This window comes from Pseudolactococcus insecticola (assembly GCF_011170065.1).
Lineage (GTDB): Bacteria > Bacillota > Bacilli > Lactobacillales > Streptococcaceae > Pseudolactococcus > Pseudolactococcus insecticola.
Map to the genome: position 1 here is coordinate 74,936 of NZ_BLLH01000006.1, position 25,901 is coordinate 100,836.

General features: G+C 44.0%; 21 protein-coding genes. All 21 read right to left on the reverse strand.

The features are described 5' to 3' along the window. Positions 1-132: 132 nt before the first annotated feature. The gene (gene icd, locus Hs20B_RS06475; protein ID WP_172356769.1) at positions 133-1,365 is read right to left on the reverse strand and encodes an NADP-dependent isocitrate dehydrogenase; all 1,233 of its coding nucleotides are present in this window, start codon (positions 1,363-1,365) and stop codon (positions 133-135) included. Then, entirely contained in the window at positions 1,358-3,967 is a 2,610-nt protein-coding gene (gene acnA / locus Hs20B_RS06480) for an aconitate hydratase AcnA (protein WP_172356771.1), read from the reverse strand. The genes icd and acnA overlap by 8 nt, the downstream gene beginning before the upstream one ends. Further along, the gene (locus Hs20B_RS06485; protein ID WP_172356773.1) at positions 3,964-5,295 is read right to left on the reverse strand and encodes a citrate/2-methylcitrate synthase; all 1,332 of its coding nucleotides are present in this window, start codon (positions 5,293-5,295) and stop codon (positions 3,964-3,966) included. Before Hs20B_RS06485 ends, acnA begins: the two co-directional genes overlap by 4 nt. Positions 5,296-5,444: 149 nt before the next feature. Beyond that, entirely contained in the window at positions 5,445-6,347 is a 903-nt protein-coding gene (gene whiA, locus Hs20B_RS06490) for a DNA-binding protein WhiA (RefSeq protein ID WP_172356775.1), read from the reverse strand. Beyond that, complete coding sequence (locus tag Hs20B_RS06495) at positions 6,344-7,321, reverse strand: gluconeogenesis factor YvcK family protein (protein ID WP_172356777.1); 978 nt, start codon at positions 7,319-7,321, stop codon at positions 6,344-6,346. The genes whiA and Hs20B_RS06495 overlap by 4 nt, the downstream gene beginning before the upstream one ends. Then, a complete protein-coding gene (gene rapZ / locus Hs20B_RS06500) occupies positions 7,318-8,208 on the reverse strand; it encodes an RNase adapter RapZ (RefSeq protein ID WP_172356779.1) in 891 nt (296 codons plus the stop codon). The genes Hs20B_RS06495 and rapZ overlap by 4 nt, the downstream gene beginning before the upstream one ends. Then, on the reverse strand, positions 8,195-8,827 hold the full coding sequence (locus Hs20B_RS06505) for a TIGR01906 family membrane protein (protein WP_172356781.1): 633 nt from the start codon (positions 8,825-8,827) through the stop codon (positions 8,195-8,197). Before Hs20B_RS06505 ends, rapZ begins: the two co-directional genes overlap by 14 nt. Further along, entirely contained in the window at positions 8,824-9,606 is a 783-nt protein-coding gene (locus Hs20B_RS06510; protein WP_172356783.1) for a TIGR01457 family HAD-type hydrolase, read from the reverse strand. The genes Hs20B_RS06505 and Hs20B_RS06510 overlap by 4 nt, the downstream gene beginning before the upstream one ends. Next, positions 9,599-10,345 (reverse strand): acyl-ACP thioesterase domain-containing protein, encoded by a 747-nt coding sequence (locus Hs20B_RS06515; RefSeq protein ID WP_172356785.1) that lies wholly within the window; start codon positions 10,343-10,345, stop codon positions 9,599-9,601. The genes Hs20B_RS06510 and Hs20B_RS06515 overlap by 8 nt, the downstream gene beginning before the upstream one ends. A gap of 42 nt (positions 10,346-10,387) precedes the next feature. Beyond that, complete coding sequence (locus tag Hs20B_RS06520) at positions 10,388-11,212, reverse strand: glycoside hydrolase family 25 protein (RefSeq protein WP_172356839.1); 825 nt, start codon at positions 11,210-11,212, stop codon at positions 10,388-10,390. Positions 11,213-11,244: 32 nt separating this feature from the next. Further along, positions 11,245-12,396 carry a radical SAM family heme chaperone HemW gene (gene hemW, locus Hs20B_RS06525; protein ID WP_172356787.1) on the reverse strand — a complete coding sequence of 384 codons (1,152 nt, stop codon included), beginning with the start codon at positions 12,394-12,396 and terminating at the stop codon, positions 11,245-11,247. After that, positions 12,368-13,264 (reverse strand): bifunctional riboflavin kinase/FAD synthetase, encoded by an 897-nt coding sequence (locus tag Hs20B_RS06530; protein WP_172356793.1) that lies wholly within the window; start codon positions 13,262-13,264, stop codon positions 12,368-12,370. Before Hs20B_RS06530 ends, hemW begins: the two co-directional genes overlap by 29 nt. Next, positions 13,261-14,169, reverse strand: a complete 909-nt coding sequence (gene truB / locus Hs20B_RS06535; RefSeq protein ID WP_172356799.1) for a tRNA pseudouridine(55) synthase TruB — start codon at positions 14,167-14,169, stop codon at positions 13,261-13,263. The genes Hs20B_RS06530 and truB overlap by 4 nt, the downstream gene beginning before the upstream one ends. A 1-nt stretch (position 14,170) precedes the next feature. Next, positions 14,171-15,508, reverse strand: a complete 1,338-nt coding sequence (locus tag Hs20B_RS06540) for a DUF2130 domain-containing protein (protein WP_172356801.1) — start codon at positions 15,506-15,508, stop codon at positions 14,171-14,173. Positions 15,509-15,753: 245 nt separating this feature from the next. Then, positions 15,754-18,045, reverse strand: coding sequence for a DNA helicase PcrA (gene pcrA / locus Hs20B_RS06545; RefSeq protein ID WP_172356803.1), 2,292 nt, complete (start codon positions 18,043-18,045; stop codon positions 15,754-15,756). Positions 18,046-18,198: 153 nt separating this feature from the next. Further along, positions 18,199-18,927, reverse strand: a complete 729-nt coding sequence (locus Hs20B_RS06550) for a class A sortase (RefSeq protein ID WP_172356805.1) — start codon at positions 18,925-18,927, stop codon at positions 18,199-18,201. Between the two features lie 42 nt (positions 18,928-18,969). Beyond that, on the reverse strand, positions 18,970-20,037 hold the full coding sequence (locus Hs20B_RS06555) for an FAD:protein FMN transferase (protein ID WP_172356807.1): 1,068 nt from the start codon (positions 20,035-20,037) through the stop codon (positions 18,970-18,972). After that, positions 20,024-22,519, reverse strand: coding sequence for a DNA gyrase subunit A (gyrA, locus tag Hs20B_RS06560; RefSeq protein ID WP_172356809.1), 2,496 nt, complete (start codon positions 22,517-22,519; stop codon positions 20,024-20,026). Before gyrA ends, Hs20B_RS06555 begins: the two co-directional genes overlap by 14 nt. Positions 22,520-22,636: 117 nt before the next feature. Continuing rightward, entirely contained in the window at positions 22,637-23,515 is an 879-nt protein-coding gene (gene argB, locus Hs20B_RS06565; protein WP_172356811.1) for an acetylglutamate kinase, read from the reverse strand. Further along, positions 23,512-24,648 (reverse strand): acetylornithine transaminase, encoded by a 1,137-nt coding sequence (gene argD, locus Hs20B_RS06570; RefSeq protein ID WP_172356813.1) that lies wholly within the window; start codon positions 24,646-24,648, stop codon positions 23,512-23,514. Before argD ends, argB begins: the two co-directional genes overlap by 4 nt. A gap of 41 nt (positions 24,649-24,689) precedes the next feature. Then, positions 24,690-25,880, reverse strand: coding sequence for a bifunctional glutamate N-acetyltransferase/amino-acid acetyltransferase ArgJ (gene argJ / locus Hs20B_RS06575; RefSeq protein ID WP_172356815.1), 1,191 nt, complete (start codon positions 25,878-25,880; stop codon positions 24,690-24,692). Positions 25,881-25,901: the final 21 nt, after the last annotated feature.

Sequence of the window (25,901 nt, forward strand, 5' to 3'; positions counted from 1 at the left end):
TTTACTGTGTTTCTTTTCCAAAATCGGTATCCTTCTATTATACACCTATTTTCAGAAATTTACAGGAAATATTCCGACATTTTTCTGAGAAAAAAATCCGATTTTTCATCAGATTTTTGTGTTTTAAAATTATTATAATCTTTCAATCACAGCCTGCGTAAAGTCAGCTGTCGTTAGTGTCCCGCCTAGGTCCTTCGTTGTCTGAGCGTCAGATACGGCTGCGGCGAGCGCTGACTCGATAGCTTTGGCAGCGCCATTCCAACCTAGGAATTCGAGCATCATCACACTTGACAAGATCAGGCTTGATGGATTGGCAAGGCCTAAACCTGCTATATCTGGCGCAGTGCCGTGTGTTGCTTCAAAAATCGCATGACCTGTTATGAAGTTGATATTGGCGCCTGGCGAGATGCCAATGCCACCAACCTGTGCTGCAAGGGCATCAGAGATATAGTCGCCGTTGAGATTGAGTGTGGCGACCACTTGATAGTCTGACGGGTTGAGCAGGATTTGCTGTAAAAAATTATCAGCGATAGCGTCGTCTACATAGATCTTTCCGTCAGCTAATGCTTGAACTTTAGCCGTTTTCGCAGCTTCTAGACCTTTATCAGCTTTGATAGCATTAAAGTCATTGACTGTAAATGTCGGATAGTCTTTCGCAACCTCGTAGCCCCATTTTTTAAAACCACCCTCAGTGAATTTCATGATGTTGCCTTTATGCACGAGCGTCACACGCTGATTGCCATGCGCAATCGCATGCTCAAAAGCCGCACGTACCAAGCGTTTTGAACCATCAGGTGAAACAGGTTTGATGCCAATCGCACTGGTTTTGTCAAAGCGAATTTTGTTGATGCCAAAGTCAGATTTTAATATCTCAATCAAACGAGTCGCATCAGCACTCTCACTTTCAAACTCGATACCAGCGTAGATATCCTCCGTATTTTCACGGAAAATGGTCATGTTGACATTTTCAGGATGCTTGACAGGTGACGCAACCCCTGGGAAATAGGTCACGGGACGAACATTAGCAAAAAGATCGAACTTCTGACGCAAGGTGACATTTAAACTACGAAAACCACCACCAATTGGCGTCATGAGCGGACCTTTGATGGCTATGAGATGCGCCGTCAGAGCTTCAAGCGTCGCTTCAGGCAGATAGTCTCCTGTCTCAGCAAAGGCTGCTTCTCCTGCCAAAAGTTCTTGCCAGATGATTTTTTTCTCACCGGCGTAGCTTTTTGCCACAGCCGCATCCACAATCTCAATCATGGCAGGTGTGATGTCAATGCCAACGCCATCACCCTTGATATAAGGGATTTCAGGGGTGTTTGGGACTGAAAGTTTTCCTGCTACCATGTCTATTTTAGCCATTTGTCACCTTTTTTCTAATCACCATTTGCAGAATACCGCCATTTTCGTAATACTCTAAATCAGCTTGTGAGTCAAATCTGAGCTTAGTTTGGAATGTCTTCTCATCTGCATGAACGGTGATGTTTTGCCCGATTTCTGGCTTTTCAGGAAAGTCAAAACTGTAAGTTTCAAAACCTGTCAATCCCAGACTTTCAGCTGATTCACCTGCTAAAAATTGCAAAGGAATCAAGCCCATCATAGCAAGATTACTCCTGTGAATTCGCTCAAAACTCTCAGCAATCACGACCTTGACACCCAGTAAATTCGTGCCTTTTGCCGCCCAGTCGCGTGATGAGCCCATGCCATAGTCTTTTCCAGCCAAAACAAGAAGCGGCGTATTTTCGGCTTTATATGCCATAGCTGCATCGTAAATCGGCATCACCGTCTCTTTATATTTGGTCACGCCACCTTCGAAGCCAGGCGTCAGCTGATTTTTGATACGGATATTGGCAAAAGTCCCACGCGTCATGACTTTATCATTGCCACGTCGGCTACCGTATGAGTTGAAATCACGCGGTTCAACGCCTTGACTCGCTAAAAACTCACCTGCTGGTGATTTCATGGCAATGTTTCCTGCAGGGCTGATGTGGTCTGTTGTGACAGAGTCAGCAAATTTCGCAAGGACACGCATCTTTTCAAGTGGTGCATGGCTGGCATTTTCAGCCAGGCTCATGCCGTCAAAATATGGTGGATTTGCGACATAAGTTGAGCTGTCGTTCCAGTTATAGGTTTCAGATTTAGAGGATTTGATGTCGTTCCAGGCTTCATTGGCATCAAAAACGTGAGCGTAGTATTCTTTATAGAGATCACGTGTGACATACTTGTCCACTTCTCTTTTGACCGTGTCATAGTCAGGCAGGATATCTGTGAGGTAGACATCCTTACCGTTTTGATCCGCGCCAAGTGGCTCTGTTGTCAGATTTTTTTTGACATTGCCCGCAATGGCGTAGGCCACAACAAGCGGGGGACTTGCCAAATAGTTAGCTTTGACAAGCGGATGAATGCGACCCTCGAAGTTACGATTACCAGATAAAACGGAGGTCACAAGCAGGTCATCGTCTGTGATTGCCTTTGAAACGGCATCATCAAGCGGACCAGAGTTGCCGATACATGTCGTACAACCATAGCCGACAACGTCAAATCCGAGCGCCGCAAGTGGCTCAATAAGTCCAGCATTTTCTAAGTAAGCTGTGACAACTTTTGAACCTGGTGCGAGTGATGTCTTGACCGTTTCAGGTACACTGAGGCCTTTTGCAACGGCATTTTTTGCAAGGAGTCCCGCCATCATCATGACGTAAGGGTTGCTGGTGTTAGTACATGACGTGATAGCTGCGATTGCGATATCACCGTTTTGGACGAGGGCATTTTTGCTAGCAACTGCATCAGTTGTTGGGATGAGGTCTTTTGAAAAGGCTGCAAATTCGTCTGACATTTGACCTAGTGCGATTAGGTCTTGAGGGCGTTTGGGGCCTGACAGGTAAGTTTCGATACTTGCCAAATCTACTTCGATGACTTTATTGTAGTTCGCTTCAACCTGGCTATTTGCATCGTAAAAAAGATGATTAGCTTTGGCATAGCTTTCTACCAAGTCGACAAGTGCTGCATCACGATTGGTATTGGTCAGATAGTTCAAGGTTTCCTTGTCAATCGGGAAATAGCCACAGGTTGCACCATATTCGGGTGCCATATTAGCAACAGTGGCACGGTCAGCCAAAGTCAGACTTGACAGACCTTCACCAAAGTACTCGACAAATTTGCCGACAACGTTTTCGTCACGCAGGATTTTCGTCATAGTGAGCGCCAAATCAGTTGCTGTCGCCATCGGATTTAACTTGCCGACAAAACGCACGCCAATGACTTCAGGCATAGGAAAATAAGACGCTTCACCTAAGATTGCAGCCTCAGCCTCAATCCCGCCAACACCCCAACCAAGGACGCCTAAGGCATTGATCATGGTCGTGTGGCTATCTGTACCAAAAACTGTATCTGGCAAGATTACACCGTCTTTGACGGTCACAACATCTGAGAGATATTCGATATTGACCTGGTGGATAATCCCCGTCGCAGGTGGCACAACGCGGAAATTGTCAAAGGACTCCGTCGCCCACTTGAGAAATTCATAACGCTCACTATTGCGTTCAAACTCACGTTTGGCATTAAATTGTAGCGCCAGCTCAGAACCTGCACAGTCGACCTGAACAGAGTGGTCAATGACTAGATCAACTGGCACTTCTGGATTGATCAGCCGTGGATTACCTCCTAGGGTTTTGACAGAATCTCGCATGGCAGCCAAGTCCACAACGGCTGGCACGCCTGTAAAATCTTGTAAAATCACACGACTAGGCTTAAATGGAATCTCACCCTTGTCCAGTGTTTTGCCGTCATAAACCTGAAGCTTTGAAAGATGTTCTGACGAAAATTTGCTGCCGTCAAAATTGCGCAAAATACCTTCCGTCAGAATGCGAAGCGCATAGGGCAATTTTTCGATATTGTCAACAGCTGATGCGACATCAAAATAGGTATAGTCTGTGTTATTGGCAGTCAGGGTCTTTTTATAAGTCATTTTCTATCCTCAATCTTCACATATTTTTTGGTAGCGAGCACACTTTCGTAGGCTGGGCGGATGATTTTGTTCATGTTGAGCATCTCTTCCATGCGGTGAGCACTCCAGCCGACAATCCGCGCAATGGCAAACAGCGGCGTATAAAGCGCTTCAGGCAGACCTAACATCTGATAGACAAAGCCGCTATAAAAGTCAACATTGGCAGAGACACCCTTGTAGATATTGCGTTCTTGGGCAATGACTTCAGGCGCCAGACGCTCGATTTTTTTGTAAAACTGATAGTCATCGTGAAGGCCTTTTTCCTCAGCCAATTCTTTAACATAAGACTTGAGTACCTCGGCACGTGGGTCAGAAACGCTGTAAATGGCGTGCCCCATGCCGTAGATCAACCCTTTTTTATCAAAGGCATCTTTATGCAAAATCTTGCGCAGATAGTCTGAAATTTCTGCCTCATCTGCATGATTGCTGACATTTTCAGAAATATCATCCAGCATTTGTGATACTTTGATGTTGGCGCCACCGTGTTTTGCACCTTTGAGACTGGATAGCGACGCAACGACAGAGGCATAGGTGTCCGTGCCTGAACTCGTCACAACGTGTGTGGTAAACGTTGAGTTATTCCCACCGCCATGCTCCATATGGAGAATGAGCGCCAGATCAAGCACCTTTGCCTCAATATCACTGAATTTCTTATCAGGTCGCAAGAGCCGCAAAATATTTTCAGCCGTCGTGAGACTTGGGTCAGGATAGTGAATATATAGGCTCTCCCCGTTTTCATAGTGGTTGTAGGCATGATAGGCGTAAATCGCTAAAAGCGGAAAGTTTGCAATCAGGCTAAGCGACTGATTCAAGACATTTTCAAGCGACAGATTGCTCGATTTTGGATCAAGCGTGGCAAGCGACAAGATACTGCGGCTGATTGAGTTCATGATGTCACTTGACGTTGATTTTAGGATAATATCACGGACAAAATCTTGTGGCAAGGCACGTTTTTCAGCAAGTTCTTGGGTAAATGTTGCAAGTTCTTCTGCTGTCGGCAGCTCACCAAACAAGAGCAGATAAGTAATCTCTTCAAAACCAAATCGGTTTTCAGACTTGATATTAGCTGTGATATCTTTGATGTTGAAGGCCCGATATTCGAGCACACCAGGCATTGGCTCGCCGTTTTCATCAAACGAATGAATGGCTGAAATATTAGTTAGTCCAGCTAATACACCTTTTCCATTAACATCACGCAAGCCTTTTTTGACGTCGAATTGTTCATAAAACGACAGGGGAATGACTGTATTTTCTTTGATTTTTTCTGTATATTTATTCATTTTGGTCATAGATGACGGCTCTTTCTTTCGAGTGAATCTTCTGAAAATTTCTATTATTACTTATTATATCCCTTTTTCAGGATTATTTCAAGTATTTTCCTAATCTTTTCATAACAATTGGTATGATTGTTCGTATTTTTATGCGTTAAAAAAAGCCATCATTTCTGACGACTTTCTGCTGCCAATGCTTTAATTTTTCTCAGGCGATGGTTGACGCCAGATTTACCCAGAGGTGGTTCAAGTTTCTGACCAAGCTCAACAATCGTCGCATCTGGATTTGCGATGCGTGCCATGGCAATCTCACGCAGATTCTCAGGGAGCTTGTCCTGAGTTTGCAGATATCGAATGTCTTCGATAACAGACTGCGCAGCATTGACTGTTTTGTCAATATTTGCCGACTCAAAATTGGTCTGACGGTTGGCATTATTTCGCATTTCACGGAAGATTTTCACATCCTCAAACTTGAAACGGGCATGATTAGCTCCAATCAAGCTCAGAAAATCAATCATCATCTCCGAGTTTGCAAGGTAGGTTACAACTTTATTTTTTCGAGCGATAACCTTGCTTGCAATCCCAAAACTGGCAAGCAAACTTTGTAAATCAGCAGCATGTTCTTCATAATAGGACGCGATTTCAAGGTGGTATTTCCCATTTTCAGGATTGGTCAGGCTGCCGCTGCTCAAAAAGGCACCACGCAGATAACCAATCCGTAATTTTTCGTCGAATTTGACAGAATCAGGTACGCCGTGATCAAGCAGCAAACTATCAGCTAGCTCAAATTTGTCTAAAATCTCTGAGACATTGTCTGTGATCATGATTGTATAGACACGATTTTTTGATAAGGTTGTCTTCTGATGCGTTTTGATTTCTGACTTAATCTGATAGTGTTCTGACAAAGCACCGTAGATAAAACGCGCTGTTGTCGCATTTTCAGTGGTAATCGACAGACTCAAACCATTTGAGATGCCAAGTGTCCCATTCATACGCAAAAGCGCAATCATAACCCCGTCAGAAACGTCTAGCTGAGTCAGCTCTTTTTTGACTTCTGATGAAAAACTCATTGTATTCGGATCTCGCTGATGTTCATAATCTCATCTGTGACAGCATCGGCATTGTGAAAAGCACCGCCATCGATCAACTCTAGGAAATTGGCAGAAATCACGCGCACATCTTGCGCCATAAGACCCGTAAAATCATGCTTGACCTGAACCAAATACTCGTCAAATTTATTCGTGTTCATATAGGCGTCAGGGACGGTTTCAACATTGACCAAAACGGTATCGATAAAGGGTGTGCCAGCATGCTCGTGAAGCACGCGTACATGATCGGCATCGGTAAAATTCTCCGTCTCACCACGCTGCGTCATGATGTTGCAGACATAGACAACCTGTGCCTGAGTGGCAACCAGCGCCTCGCGAATCTCAGGAATGACGACATTTGGCAAGATAGACGTAAACAGGCTACCAGGTCCCATGACAATGGTATCTGCCACCATAATCTCGTCAACCACACGCCTTGATGCCGTAGGTAGCTCGTCATTATAAGTATTGGTCACAAACACGTGATCAATCACGCCCGTATAGTCAGCAATGTGACTCTCGCCCACGACCTCAGCACCATCTTTAAAAACAGCGTGTAGGGTCAAAGCCGCCTCACTTGATGGCAAAATATGCCCTTGTGCATGAAAAAATTTGGCCAATATCTGGATGGCATTATAAGTCGAGCCTTGCATCTCAGAAACACCTGCAATGATCAAATTTCCAATCGGGTGTCCGCCAAGCGGGCCGTCATTTTCATTAAAGCGGTACTGAAATATCCGTTCATAGAGCTTTGGCATGTCACTCATTGCCACCATTACGTTACGCAAATCACCTGGCGGGGCAATGTCAAGTGCACTACGTAACTCGCCAGAGCTTCCGCCGTCATCAGCCACAGTCACAATCGCCGTCAAATCAACATCTTCTTTTTTTAGCGAATTCAAGATGACTGGAATCCCAGTCCCACCGCCAATTACAACAATTTTCTTCCTTCTCATGAGCGGTTGACCGTCTCCTTTCGTCTGTCCTTATCCCGATGACTCGTGTTGACCGGCCAGTTTTCAGCCAATTCCTCCGAGATACGTTTGGCAAATGCGACGCTGCGATGCTGACCACCCGTGCAGCCAATGGCAATGGTCAGAACCGACTTGCCTTCTTTTTCGTAGCCTGGGATAATTGGATTTAGCATCCGCATCAGATTATCATAAAAGGCGCCAGACTCCGGCGCATCCATCACGTAGTGATAAACAGCGTCATCAAGGCCCGTCAGATTACGAAGCTCAGGGACATAGTGCGGATTTGGCAAAAATCTGACATCAAAGACTAAGTCTGCATCCAACGGCAGACCATACTTAAACCCAAAGCTCATGACTTCAATCCTAAACGGTGCTTTGGTGTTTTCAGTCGCAAATTGTTGGGTGATTTTTGAGCGAAGATTGCGCGGCGTTAGCTCACTTGTATCAATCACGTTCTGTGAAAATGACTTGAGCGGGCTCAGTAATTCACGTTCACGGTTAATCCCATCGAGCACACGACCGTCCACTGCAAGCGGATGACTACGTCGTGTTTCTTTGTAGCGGGCAACGAGTTCTTCATCGGATGAATCCAAAAACAGCAGTCTAAACTCAACAGCAGGATTGTCAGAAAGATCATTGACAATATCACTTAGCTCGTCAAAAAAGCTACGACTTCGCATGTCTACAACCATTGCTACCTTGTCAATGTCGCCCTTATCTGATGTGACTAAGAGACTCACGAACTTTTCGATGAGGTTTGCAGGCATGTTATCGACCGTGAAATAGCCCATGTCCTCAAAAGACTGAATGGCAACGGTTTTCCCCGCACCACTCATTCCGGTAATAATCACTAGATTAATTTTTTGCATGTGTCAAACTCCTTCTTGTGAAAATGAGTAACCCCCCCCAGAAAATCAGGTAGAGTACGCCGAAAACAATAAAACAAAGCATGAAAAAGCGCTCTGGCAGGATATTGATGACAGGATCTGTCACAGGATCAAACAGCCAGTCACTATTTCTAAAAAACAGCTCGTGAAAGGCGATGAAAATGGCATCAAACCCGCCAAAAAGGCTGGTAACACCCACGAGTACTGGCATCAGAACCATGATTTTGAGACCTTGGTAAAACTGGATAAACAGCCGTCTTCTGACGAACATCACAGCAGGCACAGCAAGTAAAATGGTCCCGACAATCGCAACTAAAAACAAGTGTTTCACATCTAAAAAATGTTTCAGCCCAGCGCTTGAGCTGATAAAGTCAGGCATGACAAGCTTGTTAGACAAGGGATTGAGCAGATAGCGCATCAAAACATCAAAATTATAGACGATTGTGCGACGTGTCAGAAAAGTAATCTCAGAAAGCTTAAACACGCTAACTAGGCCCTGAAACATCGGAATTGCAGCGAAAATCGTAACTGTTGTGCCTGCCGCAATTGACCAGAGTATCGTCAGAACAAAATAAACATTATCTTTTAGAGGTGTCGTCATTTGTCAGAAAAAGTCCAGTCATCAAGTGAGCTTACGACATGTGTCGGCGCAATCGGTAAATCAGGAACTTCCTCAGACTTCGTAAAGCCCGTCGTCACAAGTAAGGTATCAATGTCATTATCAATCCCAGCGCGAATATCCGTCAGATAGTTATCTCCAACCATTAGCAAGTCACGACGTGCCATATTGATATGCTCGACCGCCTTATTCATGATGATGGCGTTTGGCTTTCCGATAAAAATCGGCTTGATTCTTGTTGCCACCTCTAACAGTTTATTGATACTGCCTGCACCTGGTAATAATCCCCGTTCTGTTGGAATATTCAGATCCGGATTTGTCCCGATAAACATGGCACCACGTGCAATCGCAAGGGTTGCTATCACAAGCTTTTCATATGTAAGATCATTATCAAGTCCAACGACCACATAGGCAGGGTGCTCAGTTTCTCGCTTATACTTGGCGTAAATCGCAGACTTCAATCCTGACTCGCCAATCACATAGGCGCTATCACCTTTTGCCATATCAGCCATGTAGTCCAATGTTGCAAGCGTCGCCGTATAAATACTATTTTCAGGCGTTTCGATGTCAAAGAGTTCCCGCAAGCGCGTCTGCACCTGCGCTGGTGTCTTCGTCGTGTTATTGGTCACAAAGAGATAGGGAAGGCCAGCATCTTGTAATCGCTTAACAAATCGTGTCCCCGCCTCAATCTTGTTTTCACCCATATAAATCGTGCCATCTAAATCAATCAGATAGCCCTTATAATTTTTTCTATCAGCCATTTTTCACCTGCCATGTTATCTCAGCTTGCGCATGCAGTTCTTCAGTCGCAATCTCATGTTTGGAAATTGCTTCAAGCACGTCAGATTTGTCCAGAACCGCGCGCGACGTGACTTTGACGCCGTAAAGCACTTCCTTGATATATTTGAGTGATATCTGTTTTGGCACATGTCCGCTCAAAAAATCAAAGCCAAGCAAATCAACCATCCAGTCAAAATACTTGCTGTTATTCACATGACCGTTTTGGTCAATGTCATTAAATCTGACAAAATAATCCCGCTCTAAAATGTCAGACTCAAGCGCTGTGAACTTGTGACCACGGATGATTTTCGAGATTTTTTCAGACTCATATGGTGCCACTATCTCATCAGCCACATGAACGACCTTACGTGTTTCAAAATCCAGCAAAACCCAAGTGGAAGTAATCGTAAGTAAAACCTGACCACTTTGATCATAAAAAATAAAGTCACGGTAGCAGAAAAATTTATTATAGGAACGCGCAGCTGTCTCAATGCTGATTGTTTCATTAAAAATCGGCAGACGGTTGATTGCCACTTCATATTCGACCACAATCCACGTGTAGTTATAATTTTCCTTGAGCCAGACGTCGCTTCGCTCTAACAACATTGACTGCTCGCCAGATAATTGCAATGCAACATTGAAAATGCTTGGCAACTTCATATTGCCATTAGCATCACTTTCATAGTAAGGCACGATATAATCTTTTTTGTAAGTTAGCATACCTTTATTTTACCAAAAAAAACGCCTGTTGGGGCGCTTCCACTATTTTAGCAACTTACCTTTGTTAAAAATCTTGTTATAATCTGCCACACTCGTCACGCGGTTAAAGTCCAAATCGCCTGAAAAACCGTTGAGACGCCCACGGCTCGTGTATTGGTGGAGATCATAGGGAATGGTCGTATCAGGCGATGAATCCCAGTAGCCCGTGTCGCCACCATAATGCGCTAACCAGACACTGTCAAAAGACGTGACCGTCAGATTATTTGCCGTTACAAACCAGTCTTGTGTGTAAATCCCGATGTTTTTCGCACCTTTTTTCGCAAGTTCAGCTCGAAACGCCTCAATCCCCTTGTTAAAGTCCTTTTTCATGGTGACTTCTTCAACATCCAGCCACCAGTAAACAGGCTTATACTTAGCAGCACGCTCATAAAACTTGTCGGCCTCTTTTTTCATTTCAGCCACAGAGTTACCATTAACATAGGCGTAAACTGCGACCGGGATATTGCGCTTTTGAAACTCTTTGATATGCGTCGCCATAGCCTTGTCTTTACCGTTCATATAGGCTGCGTTATTTTTCTTTTTCATGCTAATGCCGTGCTGCACACGGACAATCACACCAGTTATTTGTTGGGAAATCGTATCATAATCCATATCTGATGGCAATTGCCAGCCAGAAATATCAATAATCGGTTTTGCAATATCGACGCCAGAAGCAGCTGAAAGCTTGACTTTTGTCACAGGTTCATCTGTTGCTGAAAATGGGTCAGGCTGAACTTTTGTGAAGCTCAACCCGATGATCAGCGCAGCAAAACAAGCCGACAATACGACTGTCACAACAGTTCCCACGATATTCAGATGTTTGCGCATAATGTTCATTATTATAATTATACCAAAAAAATTTAGTCTTCGTCTAGAATAAATGCTTCAAATACATCATTTCCTAACATAAGTCCTTGACGTGTCATGAAAATGTGGTCATTTTCTAGCTTTAAGAGCTGTTTTTGGATTAATTTGTCTGCAATATCGCCATAAATTGACTCAAAGCTTCTATCAAATTTCTCAGAAAATCTTGACAAACTAACACCTGATTTCTTGCGAAGACCTAAAAACAACTCTTCTTCCATCTGTTCATTTAAAGTTAAGACTTCTTGTGTGACTTTTTTATCAGTCGCTTCCAAATAATGATGGATTGGCCCATGATTCTTATAGCGGATGCCATTGACATAACCACTTGCCCCCGCACCAAATCCGTAATATTCCGAATTATCCCAGTACATCAGATTGTGCGCGCTTTGATAGCCTGCCTTGCCAAAGTTTGAGATTTCATAGTGGTCATACCCTGCAGCCTCAAGGCTGTCGATGATATAGTTATACATCTCAAAATCCAGATCTTCATCTGGCAAATCCAGCCTGCCACGGCGCATTTTATTCATGAAAATGGTGTGATTTTCAAGGATCAAACTATATAGCGCAACGTGTGGCAGATTCAAATTTAAAAGAGTTGCCACATCCTTTTTGACATCTGCCATCGTCTGAGTGGGTAGCGCGTAGATCAGGTCAATCGTGATATTGTCAAAATCGTTCTGACGCAGTTTTTCAATCGTGTCAAAGACATCTTGCGACGTATGGCTGCGCCCGATTTTTTTGAGCAGTTTATCATCAAAAGTCTGCACGCCTAGCGAAACACGGTTGACATGATGCTTTTTGAGTACTTTTATCTTCTCATCAGACAAGTCCCCAGGATTTGCCTCAACGGTAAATTCATGCAGTTTTGAAAGGTCCAGATTTGCAGTCAAACCGGCTAATAAATAATCCAGCTGTTTCGTTGATAAGGCTGTCGGTGTACCACCACCGATATAAAGCGTTTTTAGCTCAGTAATTTGACTCTTTTCAACCTCATCAAGTAAGCTTGTCAGATAGGCATCAACAGGCTGATTTTTAATATAAACCTTGGCAAAATCGCAATAATAGCAAATTTGCGTACAAAAAGGAATGTGAACATAGCTCGAGCTTGGCTTTGTATTAGTAATCACGCGCCACCCGTTCGTCATCAGCCATTTGATCAATCAAGGCTTCGACACCATCAAACTTGACCATGCCACGAATGAATTTGAGAAAATAAACCGTCGCCATCTCGCCATAAATCTCGTCATGAAAGTCGAAAATATTGACTTCAAGCGTCTTATTTTCCCCGCCAAATGTATCGTTGTAGCCAATAGACGCCATGCCACGATAGCGCGTGTCTGCGACTTCAATATCCACCACATAGACACCAATGGCAGGCATATACTGATAATTTTTCGTCTCAATATTTGCAGTGGGATAGCCAATCGTACGCCCTCGCGCCTCACCGTGAACGACAAGACCAGCCACTTCATAATCATAGCCAAGCAATTGACTTGCAAGTGACACATCGCCGTCAAGCAAAGCCTTACGAATCCGAGTCGATGAAATCTTACCGGATTCATCTGAAACCTGCGCAATCTGATAAGTGTCATAGCCTGAAAGCTTGCTAATATCACCGTGGTCAGAACCAAAATTATAGTCAAATCCGACCACAATCGCCTCAACCTGTAATTTTTTCACATAATCTCGTACAAAATCATGACTGGTCAGCTTGGCAAAATGGCTGGTAAACTCTGTCAGATAGAGAAAATCTACACCGTTTGCCTCGAAAAGCGCCAAACGCTTGTCATAAGACGTCAGATGTTTGAGTAAATTCTCATGAAATTTGTCAAAGACAATGGAAGGATTTTCAGGAAATGTCAGGACGGATACCGTGGCGTTTTTTGCTTTGGCAAGCTCACGAGCCTTGTCAAACAGTGCCTGATGTCCTTTGTGAAGGCCATCAAAATAGCCCAAAACTAAAATCGTTTTCGCCGTGTCAAATTGCCCATCTTTAAAATTGATTACTTTCATATCATCACTTTCTTTGGTTTATAAAGTCTGCCATCACGCTGCTGCAAAATTGCAATGAGCTTGCCATTTTGAAAACCAGCAACGGTCTCATTTTGCGCTGTTATTTTGATAAATCGTCCAAAACTAATCTCTGAGACTTGCGCGTCAGATAATTCGATTTTTTCAAGATCTGACACCCCGTACTCGACAGGTAAAAAAGCTTTATCTAGCTGATCATCAGCCTTTAGTTGCTCGATTTCTGATAGTTTCAGCGCTTGTGCAATTCCTAGTCCTGCTGACGCCGTACGCTGCAAGTAGGACATGTGACTGGCAAACCCAAGTTTTGCGCCCAGATCAACTGCGAGTGTTCTGACGTAGGTACCTTTACTGCAAGCCACCCGAAAATCAAATCTGATGAGCTGATTATCACCATCAAAAACAGGCGTTGATGTTCTGACAAACTCAGAAATGGTCACCCGACGCTCAGGCCTTGCAACCATTTCCCCGGCCCTAGCATACTCATAGAGCTTGCGGCCATTGACCTTAACCGCCGAATACATGGGCGGAATCTGCGTGATCTCGCCTGTAAAAGTCGCCATTGTCGCATCAATCAATTCTGGTGTGAGACGCGCAGCAGCCTCTGCTGTCACTGGCGTTTGCGACACTACCTCGCCACTTACATCCTCAGTTTCAGTCGAAAAGCCAAGCGTGACCTGACCTTCATAGACTTTACCAGCCTCAGTCATGTACTCGATGACACGCGTCGCCTGACCGACCGCAATCGGTAAAACACCCGTTACATCAGGGTCAAGTGTCCCACCATGACCAATTTTTTTCGTCTGTAAGATTTTTCGCAGCTTGAAAACCACGTCATGACTGGTCATACCCGCTTCTTTGTAGATGTCTAAAATACCGTTGTAGCTCATATTAGTCCTTTTTCAAATCCGCAAACTTCGCAGCCATGGTCGGATTTTTCTTTGTTAATTTTTTGACTGACACGTCCTCAAGTTTGTTATTTGCAAGGCGGAGCTGATTTTCGCTCGTCATTAAGGCCTTTTTCACTTCTTCCATGCGCTTGATTGACTTGTCAATCTCGTCAATAGCCTTGGCAAAGTTTTTACTCGCAGACGTGTAGTTCTTAGCAAAACCTGTTTTGAAAACTTCTAAATCGTCCTCAAATGTCGTAATATCGATATTTTGCTCACGAATCAAGGCAATTTCCTGCTTATAAGCAAGCGAATTCATGGCAGCATTGCGCAAAAGCCCAATCAGCTGAATGAAAAACGTCGGTCTCACCACATACATCTTTTCAAACTCATAAGACACATCGACGATACCCGTGTTATAGTAGTCGCTATCAGCCTCAAGCATGGTCACAAGCACCGCATACTCACAGTTTTTCTCGCGCCTATCTTTATCAAGTTCCTTGTAAAAATCACGATTTTTGTGCTTACTTTGCGTCTCGTCGGCTTCGTTTTTCATCTCAAACATAATCGAGATGATTTCATTACCAAACTCATCGTTTTCACGATAGATAAAATCGCCTTTACTGCCCGTTCTTGCATCGTTATCTTTTTCAAAATAAGCCTTTGGAAACATGGTTGCGCGCACTTTGTTAAACTCGTTTTCAGCAAAATTCTCCAAGCTTTCACCAATCGCTTTGGTCGACTGTTGCGCCTTGAAATTCTTGTAAAATTCGACCTCTTCGTCCTTAGCTTTTAGCTGCGCCTCGTATTTATCCTTAACCGTATTTTGAACAATTTCCTGCTCTTTCTCTGCTAAATCAAGCTGACTTTTGAGTGCATCACGTTCACGCGCAACTTGTGCCACAGCTTTTTCCTTTTCAGAAATGGTCTGCTGCACAACAAGTTCTTTTTCAGAGTTAATGGTTGCAAGCTGCTGTTTGAGTTCTGACAATTCTGCTTGCAGCTCCGATTTGGTTTGTGTCGCAACTAATTTTAGCTCAGCCGCTTTTGATTTCTCGCTATTTTCTTGGGCTAATTTTGACTTTTCAAGTTCGCTTTTTAAGCCCGCTAAAGCAGCTTGTGTTTCTGATTTACTTTGCTCTTCGACCAGTTTCAGCTGGTTTTCAAGTTCGGCTACTTTGGCAGCTGATTGCGCCGTCAACAAGGCTCTTTCCTGAGCCAAATGGGCCTGAACTTCTTGCTCAAACTCCTTCGTACGAACCTGCGACAAAATATCTGCAAAACCCGATTCATCAACTGTAAATAACTCGCCACAATGTGGGCATTTGATTTGATTCATGATTTCTCCTTAGTTTTCACATGCTAAAAATTTATTCTTTCTTTACAAGTTACCAAGATAGGCGATAATTTGACGCGCATAAGCTATATTCTGACTAACGCTGGAATCAGTCGGATTTAGCAAATCCTTTTCACTGATTTTTCTACGATTAGACATATTGGTTGCCGGTGTGTGAAATACCGCGTTTTCAATATACAAGTCACCAAATAATCAAACCAAGTGGCTGTTTTCATACTCATTTCTCACTACTTCGCAACCTTTTCAATCGGCGCCATCTGAGCTAACAAGCGTTTCAAGCCGACTTCTGGAAAGGCGATTTTGAGCTCCATGTTGGCGCCCGTTCCTGAGACATCTAAAACAGTGCCCTCTCCCCATTTTTTGTGGCGCGCGATGTCGCCAATTGCCCAGTCAACGCTTGGCTTTTCAGTAGCATGTCGTCTGGCATTTGAAAAGGCTGACGACGTTTGGCTACCAGAAACTTGCGACTTTCTGCCTTTTATGGCGTCAGACAGGCTCATGCCCGTGCCAAAGCGCGTGCTAGACTCGGATTTTGTCTGATAAGTCGCATTAAATGACGCGTTTGCTTTTCGTGCTTGACCAGAATACGTCAGAAGCTCGTCGTCTATTTCTCGTAAAAAACGTGACGGCTGGTTGTAGCTCGTTCTACCAAACAGCATCCGCGTGCTCGCATTGGTCAGATAAAGCACTTTTTCAGCCCGCGTAATGCCCACGTATGCAAGTCTGCGCTCTTCTTCAAGCTCGTCTTCATCTTCGGCCTGCCGACTGAGCGGAAAGACGCCCTCCTCCATGCCGACCAAAAAAACGACAGGAAACTCTAGGCCTTTTGCTGCGTGCAATGTCATCAATGTCACTTGCGACGTTTCTTCATAGCTGTCAGTGTCCGCAACCAAACTCAGATCATTGAGGAAACGGCTGAGCTTATCAAGCCCCGTCTCACCCTCAGGCGCGTCATCTTTTTCATCGAAATTTTGCGTCACGCTCAAAAATTCGTTGATATTTTCAAGACGATTTTGTGCTTCAAGGCTTGTCGTCTGCACTTCGAGCGCTTTTTTATAGCCTGTCTTATCCAAAACAGCCGTAACCAGCTCGGTAATGCTAAACTGTTGAATGTCATCTGCTAGATTTAGCAAGATATGCGCTAAACCAAACAGCTCAGACGCTGCTTTCCCTTTGAGTGAGCTCAAGGTTACATCGCGCGCTGCTTCAAGCAAAGAAGTATTTTGTTGCGCCGCAAAATCACGCAAGTTATCAAGTGCCTTAGGTCCGACACCGCGTTTAGGTTCATTGACAATCCGCTCAAACGAGATATTGTCACGATGGTTGGCAATGACGTTCAGGTAGGAAATGACGTCACGGATTTCTTTACGTGAGTAGAACTTTGTGCCGCCTACCATGGTATAAGGAATATTTGACTTGAGCAGCGCTTCTTCAACTGCACGGGACTGGGCATTTGTCCGATATAAAACAGCAAAATCTGAATAGTTCCGATTATTTTCTTGCAGTTCATAGTTAATCTGACCTGCAACAAAGTTTGCCTCTTCACGCTCATCACCAGAACGGTTATAGATGATATTTTCACCATCTGGATTTTGCGTCCACAGGTCTTTGGGCCGGCGTTTTTTATTATTGTTAATGACCTCATTTGCGGCTTTAAGAATCGTTTTTGTTGAGCGATAATTTTCTTCTAACAAAACGACTTTGGCATCTGGATAGTCTTTTTCAAAATCAAGGATATTTTGCATATCTGCGCCACGCCAACCATAAATCGACTGGTCAGCATCCCCAACGACGCAGAGATTTTTGAACCGTTTTGCCATCAATTGCACCAATTGATACTGGGCATGGTTGGTATCTTGGTACTCATCCACGTGAATATACTGAAACTTCCCTTGGTAATAGGCCAAAACGTCAGGATTGCGGTCAAAAAGCAAGATAGTGTTCATGATAAGATCGTCAAAATCCATAGATTCACTACGTTTCAGCTCAGTTTCATAGCGCTTATAAGCCTTAGCCACAACAAGCGAGTACATATCATTCGCATTTTTTTCATAAAGCTCGGCTGTGATTAGGTCGTTTTTGCTATTTGAAATCGTGCCCAAAATCGTCCGCTCTGTAAATTTTTTCGGATCAACATTTTGCTCTTTTAAAATCCGTTTCATGAGCGTGCGTTGTTCACCAGGATCGATAATCGTAAAATTTCGATTATAGCCAATATGATCTGCATCACGCCGTAAAATTCGTACACACATGCTGTGAAAAGTCGCAATTAGCGAGTCCTGAGCACGAGGATTGAGCGTCACAGCCCTTTCTCGCATCTCTCTGGCTGCTTTATTTGTAAAGGTAATCGCAAGGATATTCCAAGGATTGACCAGTTTTTCTTCTATCAGATAAGCGATTCTATGCGTCAGAACACGCGTCTTTCCAGAGCCTGCCCCCGCCATAATCAAAAGCGGTCCTTCTGTTGTTTCTACCGCCTCAGCCTGACGGTCATTCATACCTACTAATAATGGATTCATTTTACTCACTTTCTGATTATGCTGGCACATTTTTTACTATTTTATAGGTACAAGCATCTACTTATAACTCTCATAATTATAGCACAAAAAAACAATACTGAAAATCATAAAAAACAGCCTCGAACAAGCTGTTTTCTATGTGATTTTTGTATGTTACATATTGCCGATTTGATTGTACTTAACTTCAAAGGCTTTTTTGACGGTGTCACTTGCCGTGTCAAACTTGAATTCCTTGACATACTCGCCAAGGACGATGATCCTGTGCGTCGCTTCTAGGTCTGCACAGGTGACAAGTGTAATTTCTTTCTTGCCAGGGTGATCCGCAATTACCTCAACGTGCTCAGGCGTCACCACCTTGATATTGGTAATCTTGTACTGATAAATCGTTGTTTTATTGGTGATGTAGATTGTCATGTTATTTTCAGCGCGTTCAAGCGGTGTAAAAAGGAGCTGTGGTGCGCCCGTCAGAGCAGAAACGTGATGACTAGCAAGTGCATAGTTACCTTGCCCCATGACTTCATCTTCTTTCATGGTACCTGCACCGTAGGTCAGCTCAGCATTGCCAACTCCCCTAAAAATCGGGAGGTTAATACCGAGATCTGGAATGGCAATGCCGCCAATAACTGGCAAATCTTGCGCATTCCACTGATTTTTTATCACATCTTCAAAACTAATGGACTTGACAGCAGAAAAATCAAAATTTCCCTTGCCTTTTTTATCATTATCTTTGAGCGTCTTTTTATCTACTTTTGTGATTTGGTACCTATTGGCACCAAGACTCATAAATATATTTCGAATTGCCTTGTTGAAAACTAGGGCAAGACCCAGTAACAAGAGCAAAATCAGTAAGATATTGACACACCAACGACGAAATCTCTTCATATTCTAAAGCTCCTTTCGCTTTATTATACTGCCTAGATGGCATCATTTCAAGTGAGATAGCTTCCCCAGCGTATAGCCAGAATCTTTGTCAATCTCAAACTTGTCTGTTAGATTTTTCGTGATATAAACTTTGTTATTTTTATCTACAAAAATCGCATCAACATTGGGCGTCTTTTCAACAAATTCATAGCCTTTTTTGGTGCCCAAAGCAAAGATTGTCGTTGAGAGTGCATCCCCGTCAACCCCTTTTTTGCTGACAATGGTCACACTTTGGATGTCATTATCAAAAGGATAACCAGTTTTGGGATTGAGGATATGCGGATAAACCTTGCCGTCAACCGTCAGATAACGCTCATAGATGCCAGATGTTGCGACAGACTCATTTTCACCGTCAAGCAACCCAACCTGAGCTGAAACTTCTTTGTTGGGGTCTTTGATGCCAATCGTCCAAGGCGTCTTATCGCCACGCGGCGAGTGCCCAATCAAGTACAGGCTTGAAGAACCCAAATCAACAATAGCCGTTGTAATGCCATTTTTTTTGAGATAAGCAACCATTCGGTCAGCCACATAGCCTTTGGTAATGGCGCCTAAATCAAGTTTGACGCCTTTTTTCGTCAGATAAACGGTTTGTTTTTCGTCATTGAACTTGACTAATTTGTATGAAACTAATGGCAAGTTCCTATCAATCTCAGCCTGACTTGGCTTTCTGGCGTCATCAAATCCGATATGCCATAGGCTTGTCAGAGCACCGATTGCCATGTCAAAGCCTGTTTGTTTGTCAGAGTAGCGATAGGCAGATTTCAAAAGGGCGTAGACTGTTTTTGAGACCTTGACAGGCTTGATACCAGCCGCTTTATTGATCATATCTAGCTCACTGCCTGATTGATTGACCGTCGTTTTTTTATCATAATCTTTTGCAATCGCAAGCGCATTTTGGATGACCTTTTCGTGTCCCTTGTCATAAGACGTGATTTTGACGTAGGTACCCATGGTAAATGTTTCTTTGACATAAGCTTTTGTGCGCAAGTCGCGTTTAGGCTGACAGGCACTCAAACTCAGCAAGATTAACAAGCTAAGACAAGCGACTAGGATTTGATTAGACTTCTTCACTTGCTGTATCCTTTATTGCTTGGTTTTCTGAATCTGGCGTGGCAACACGCTCAGACAACTCAGGCTCTGGTTCAACCAGGGCAAATGTCACAATATGTGCGGCATCATCAAGTCTCATGACCTTGACACCTTGCGCACTACGACCTGTTTGTGAGATATTGTCCACACGTGTTCTGATGATAACACCTGTGTCTGTGATCAACATCAGATCCTCGTCGCCTGAAACAGTAACAAGCCCCGCAAGTTTACCTGTTCTCTCAGTCACATTCATAACTTTAATCCCTTTACCGCCGCGACCTTTCGTCGGATATTGCTCAGCGCTTGTGCGTTTGCCTAGACCATTTTCACTGATCACTAGGACTTCTTGGCTATCATCAATAGTGCTTGAACCCACGACAAAGTCACCTTCTCGCAGATTGACACCTTTGACACCGGCTGCTGCACGCCCCATGTCACGCAGAATATTTTCCTTGAAACGCACTGAATACCCGTTATGTGTCCCGATGATTAGCTCTTCGTTACCAGTTGTCAATAAAACATTGACCAACTGATCACCCTCACGCAGATTTAACGCCTTGAGGCCGTTGGTTCTGATGTTACTGAACTGATGCGCATTTGTGCGTTTAACAACGCCACGCAAGGTAGTAAAGAGCAGATATCTTTCCTGGTCAGATTTCTCAACGTTAATCACCGTTTGAATCACTTCACCCTCGTCAAGTTTAAGTAAATTGACAATCGGCAAACCTTTGGCCTGACGGCCATACTCAGGAATTTCATAGGCTTTCATGCGGTAAACACGGCCAAGATTTGTGAAAAAGAGCAGATGGTCATGCGTCGACGTTGACACCATGTGTTTGATGAAATCTTCGTCAGACACGCCTGACCCCTGAACGCCACGACCACCACGGTTTTGCGCACGGAATTCATCTTGATTAAGACGTTTGATATACCCTTTATTTGACAGGGTGATCAGAACATCTTCTTCTTCAATCAGGTCTTCATCTTCAACGCTCAACACTTCGCCAACAAGCAGCTCAGTCCGACGTTTATCTGCGAATTTCTTCTTGATGTCGTCCATCTCTTCTTTGATAATGGCAATGACACGCTCAGGTTTCGCAAGAATATCAATCAAATCAGCGATTAAAGCAATCAAATCATCATATTCTTTTTGAATCTTATCGCGTTCCAAACCTGTCAAACGACGTAAACGCATGTCTAAGATTGCTTGAGACTGACGTTCTGACAGATTAAAACGACTCATGAGCTGCTCTTGTGCAATCGCATCCGTCTCTGACCCACGAATAATCGTGATAATCTCATCAATATTGTCAAGCGCAATCAGCAAGCCCTCTAAAATATGAGCACGTGCTTCAGCTTTTTCCTTGTCAAACTGTGTCCGACGTGTAATCACTTCTTTTTGGTGCGCAATATAATGCGTCAAAATTTCTTTAACTGACAGAATTTTTGGTGCGCCATCCACAATCGCAAGCATGTTGAAACTAAAGTTAGTCTGCACACTTGTCAGCTTGTAGAGATTATTTAAAATAACATTTGCAGATGCATCACGGCGCACTTCGATAATAAAGCGAACGCCATCACGATTGGACTCATCACGGACTGCCGTAATACCGTCAATGCGTTTTTCTTGTGCCAAACGCACGATATGCTCATGTACCTTGGCCTTATTGACCATATACGGAAACTCTGTGATGACGATGCGTTCTTTGCCAGTTTTAGTTGTTTCAATCTCAGACTTGGCACGCAGGGTAATGCTACCTTTACCTGTTTCATAGGCGCGGTGAATACCACTGCGCCCCATAACAAGTGCACCCGTCGGAAAGTCGGGCCCAGGCAGGACTTCCATAATGTCGCGCGTCGTCGCCTCAGGATTATCCATCAAAAGCTTAACTGCGTCAATCGTTTCACCAAGGTTATGCGGTGGAATATTTGTCGCCATTCCGACTGCAATCCCTGTTGTCCCATTGACCAAAAGGTTTGGAAAACGGGCTGGCAAAACGACCGGCTCACGCTCAGTACCATCATAGTTGTCGATAAAATCAACCGTTTTTTTGTTAATATCGCGCAACATTTCAAGCGCAATCTTGCTCATCCGAGCCTCAGTATAACGCATGGCAGCAGCGCCATCGCCATCCATAGAGCCAAAGTTGCCATGGCCGTCGACAAGCATATGGCGATAACTCCACCATTGTGCCATCCGCACCATAGACTCGTAGATTGCTGAGTCACCATGCGGGTGATATTTACCCATGACGTCACCTGTGATACGCGCTGACTTTTTATGCGGTTTATCAGGCGTCACGCCAAGTTCATTCATCCCGTAGAGAATCCTGCGGTGAACTGGTTTCAGCCCGTCACGTACGTCAGGCAGGGCCCGTGCAACGATAACAGACATGGCGTAGTCGATAAAACTCGTCTTCATTTCACTGGTCAGATTGACACTGACCACATTTTTGTCTTGCATTGATTTACAGCCTTTCAAACACGCATTGATATTGCATCTGTGTATTGATTCTATTATACCAAAAAAACTAGGAAATTCCTAGTTCTACCGTGTGTGTTGACCCTGCCTTGACGTGCTTCATTTGATAAGATTGTTAAATTTCGAAAGCGCAAGATCCTCTTTTTTGATCAAGGTCCCAACGCCTTCATCTGTGAATAATTCAAAAATTAGGGAATTTTTCAAACGTCCGTCAAGCAACACAGCTTCATTCAAGCCATTTTTCATGGCATACTTGATAGCTTCTAGTTTTGGAATCATACCGCCTGAAATCTTACCGTCAGAAATGAGCGTATCAATCTCTGACAATGTCGTTTCTGACAAAAATGACGATTCTTCTGGAAAATTCGAGTAAAGCCCACGAACGTCTGACAAGAGAATAAAACGTTCCGCCTGCAATTCCCCTGCAATGCGACTAGCTGCTGTGTCCGCATTGACATTGTAAAATTCGCCTGACGCATCCACACCCGCCGTTGCAATGACTGGAATAGCTGACGTTTTTGCAATCCGTTCAATAATTTCAGTATTGATTTTCTTGATTTTGCCGACAAATCCTAGTTCTTCTGATAGTTGTTCTACCTCAATCATCCGCCCATCGACGCCAGAGATACCAATCGCTTCACCCCCAAGCCGTTGAATATCGCGAACCAGACTCTTGTTTACCATGCCCGCAAGGGCAACAAGAGCAAGCTCAGCCGTCTCAGCATCCGTATAGCGCAGACCATTGATAAACTTACTTTCTTTGCCATATTTAGCTAGCATCTCGTTGATCGCAGGGCCTCCGCCGTGAACGAGGACGACGTTTATGCCCATGGTTTTCAAAAGCAAGATGTCACTCAGCACGGAGCGCTTGATTTTTTCGTCCGTCATGGCGTTGCCACCGTACTTGATCACGACCGTCTGCCCCTGATATTTGAGCATGAAAGGCAGCGCCGCAGTCAGCGTTTCAGCGATATTCATAGCACCTCCTCCAAAATCACAACGCCTGCTTCTAGTTGCGCTTTTGTCATGACTAATGGTGGCAGGAGTCTGACAACGTCATGACCTGCTGATAAGACAAGTAGACCTTTTTCTCGTGCTTCTGACAAGACCTGCCCTAGCTGACTTTCATCAGAAAGCTGAATCCCCACCATCAATCCAAGATTTCTGATGGCTTTGACAGACGTTTTTTTAGCCAGTTTATCAGACAATATTTGCTTGAAAAATTCCGCTTTATCTCTAACATCTTTCAAAAACTCTAGCTGTGACAGCTCAGTTAAAACTGCCTTTGCACTCGCCATGGCAAGTGGATTGCCACCAAATGTCGAGCCGTGTTTGCCAGCACTAAAAAAGTCTGCCCACTCATTTTTGACAAACATAGCACCGACAGGCAGACCATTGCCAAGCCCCTTAGCTGACGTGAAAATATCAGGCTCAAAGCCAAAATGTTCAAAGGCAAATAATTTACCTGTCCGTCCAATGCCCGTCTGCACTTCATCAATAATCAATAGAATGCCTTGCTTTTGAAACTCTTTCAAAGCTTGCGCAAAATCTGCTGTGATTGGCATAACGCCACCTTCGCCCTGGACAATTTCAAAGATAATGGCACCTGTTTTTACCGTCACTGCTGCTTTCAGACTAGCAACATCATTATAAATCGCCTTGGTAAAATTCGGCACGAGTGGCGCAAAGCCTGCCTGAATCTTGTCTTGCATGGTTGCTGACATTGATCCAAAGGTCCTGCCGTGAAACCCATCAACAAAGGCTAAGATGTCAGTATCTGGCTTGATGAGACGGGCGAGTTTAAGCGCAGCTTCATTGGCCTCAGTGCCTGAGTTTGCAAAAAATCCTTTGTAAGCACCAGAAAAATTCAGAAAACTAGCAACATCTTCCTGCAAGGGATTTTCATAAAGATTTGACAGATGAGAAATCGCATCAATCTGCGTTTTGACGGCTGATTTTCCTGCTTCAAAAGAATAGCCTAGGTTCATCACACCGATGCCACTTGTAAAGTCCAAATATTTTTTACCAGACGCATCATACAGATAAACGTCTTCTGCGTGTGTAAATGTGATTGGGATTCTAGTCCCGTAGTTTTGTAATAAATTTGTCATGGCGGCTCCTATTTGACTCTATTAGTTATTATTTTGTATGCTTATGAATGGTAAAGAGCATTGATTTCGACATATTTGTAGGTCAGATCACATCCCCAAGCAGTGCCTGATTTATCACCATTGTTTAGTTCAACATCAATCACGACAATTTTCTCTTTGAGCTTTTCTGACAGCTCAGCCTGATCAAAATCAACAGGTGTCGAATGCAATAAAACCAGGTCACTCTGAATCTCAAGTTCAATATCTGGCACCTCAAACGGCGCAACCTGGCCAATGGCTGAAATCACCCGTCCCCAGTTTGGATCAGCTCCAAAAATAGCCGTTTTGACAAGGCTAGAGCCTACGATGTGTTTGGCAATCATGCGAGCTGACAACTCATCTGGCGCACCTGTAACATTGACTTCTATCAACTTTGTAGCACCTTCGCCGTCTGCCGCAATTTTCTTTGCCAAGGTTTGACATACAGCAGCTAAAACAGCTTTAAAACCGTCATAATCCGCAGTGTCAGCTGTGATTTCAGCGTTTCCAGCTTGACCATTTGCAAGGACCAGCACTGTATCATTTGTCGACGTGTCCCCGTCCACCGTGATCTGATTAAAAGTCACTTCGATGACTTCTGACAGGATTTCTTGCAGCAACGGCTGCGCAATCTTGGCGTCAGTTGTGATAAATCCTAACATGGTCGCCATGTTGGGATGGATCATCCCAGAGCCTTTACAGACCCCTGCTACTGTCACGACTTCTCCACCCAATTCGACTTGATAGACGATTTCTTTTTTGACCAAATCCGTCGTCAGAATCGCCTCAGAAAAGCCGTCAGAATGCCCATTTGTTGCAGAAAGTTTTGAAATGCCAAGCGCAATTTTATCCATCGGCAACTGCTTGCCAATCACGCCAGTTGAGCAAACTGCAACGTGTTTTGCATCCAGATCAAATTTTTCAGCAAGCAGGCGCTGTGTTTTTTTCGCATTAATCAGCCCTTCTTCGCCTGTTACGGCATTGGCAATCGCCGAGTTCACGATAATCGCCTGTGCCACACCGCCTGCCACAACTGTTTTATCCAGCTTTACGGGCGCTGCTGACACTTTATTTGTCGTGAAAACACCTGCTACCGCTGCGGGCACTTCTGATAGAATAACCCCCATGTCAAGCTTTTGAAACTTGAGCTCAGCGTGCGTCGCGTCTGCCACAAATCCTTTTGGTGAGGCGATATTGCCTTTTATTTCAGTCATTTTAGTCATCTTTACTACCAT

Bases quoted from the DNA above. Each gene is read 5' to 3' on its own strand.
- icd (WP_172356769.1), bottom strand. From the start codon at position 1,365: ATGGCTAAAATAGACATGGTAGCAGGAAAACTTTCAGTCCCAAACACC.
- rapZ (WP_172356779.1), bottom strand. From the start codon at position 8,208: ATGCAAAAAATTAATCTAGTGATTATTACCGGAATGAGTGGTGCGGGG.
- argJ (WP_172356815.1), bottom strand. From the start codon at position 25,880: ATGACTGAAATAAAAGGCAATATCGCCTCACCAAAAGGATTTGTGGCA.
- Hs20B_RS06550 (WP_172356805.1), bottom strand. From the start codon at position 18,927: ATGAAGAGATTTCGTCGTTGGTGTGTCAATATCTTACTGATTTTGCTC.
- argD (WP_172356813.1), bottom strand. From the start codon at position 24,648: ATGACAAATTTATTACAAAACTACGGGACTAGAATCCCAATCACATTT.
- Hs20B_RS06520 (WP_172356839.1), bottom strand. From the start codon at position 11,212: ATGCGCAAACATCTGAATATCGTGGGAACTGTTGTGACAGTCGTATTG.
- whiA (WP_172356775.1), bottom strand. From the start codon at position 6,347: ATGAGTTTTTCATCAGAAGTCAAAAAAGAGCTGACTCAGCTAGACGTT.
- Hs20B_RS06510 (WP_172356783.1), bottom strand. From the start codon at position 9,606: ATGGCTGATAGAAAAAATTATAAGGGCTATCTGATTGATTTAGATGGC.
- Hs20B_RS06540 (WP_172356801.1), bottom strand. From the start codon at position 15,508: ATGAATCAAATCAAATGCCCACATTGTGGCGAGTTATTTACAGTTGAT.
- argB (WP_172356811.1), bottom strand. From the start codon at position 23,515: ATGAATATCGCTGAAACGCTGACTGCGGCGCTGCCTTTCATGCTCAAA.
- Hs20B_RS06505 (WP_172356781.1), bottom strand. From the start codon at position 8,827: ATGACGACACCTCTAAAAGATAATGTTTATTTTGTTCTGACGATACTC.
- Hs20B_RS06530 (WP_172356793.1), bottom strand. From the start codon at position 13,264: ATGAAAGTAATCAATTTTAAAGATGGGCAATTTGACACGGCGAAAACG.
- hemW (WP_172356787.1), bottom strand. From the start codon at position 12,396: ATGACGAACGGGTGGCGCGTGATTACTAATACAAAGCCAAGCTCGAGC.
- Hs20B_RS06495 (WP_172356777.1), bottom strand. From the start codon at position 7,321: ATGAGAAGGAAGAAAATTGTTGTAATTGGCGGTGGGACTGGGATTCCA.
- gyrA (WP_172356809.1), bottom strand. From the start codon at position 22,519: ATGCAAGACAAAAATGTGGTCAGTGTCAATCTGACCAGTGAAATGAAG.
- pcrA (WP_172356803.1), bottom strand. From the start codon at position 18,045: ATGAATCCATTATTAGTAGGTATGAATGACCGTCAGGCTGAGGCGGTA.
- truB (WP_172356799.1), bottom strand. From the start codon at position 14,169: ATGAGCTACAACGGTATTTTAGACATCTACAAAGAAGCGGGTATGACC.
- Hs20B_RS06515 (WP_172356785.1), bottom strand. From the start codon at position 10,345: ATGCTAACTTACAAAAAAGATTATATCGTGCCTTACTATGAAAGTGAT.
- Hs20B_RS06485 (WP_172356773.1), bottom strand. From the start codon at position 5,295: ATGACCAAAATGAATAAATATACAGAAAAAATCAAAGAAAATACAGTC.
- acnA (WP_172356771.1), bottom strand. From the start codon at position 3,967: ATGACTTATAAAAAGACCCTGACTGCCAATAACACAGACTATACCTAT.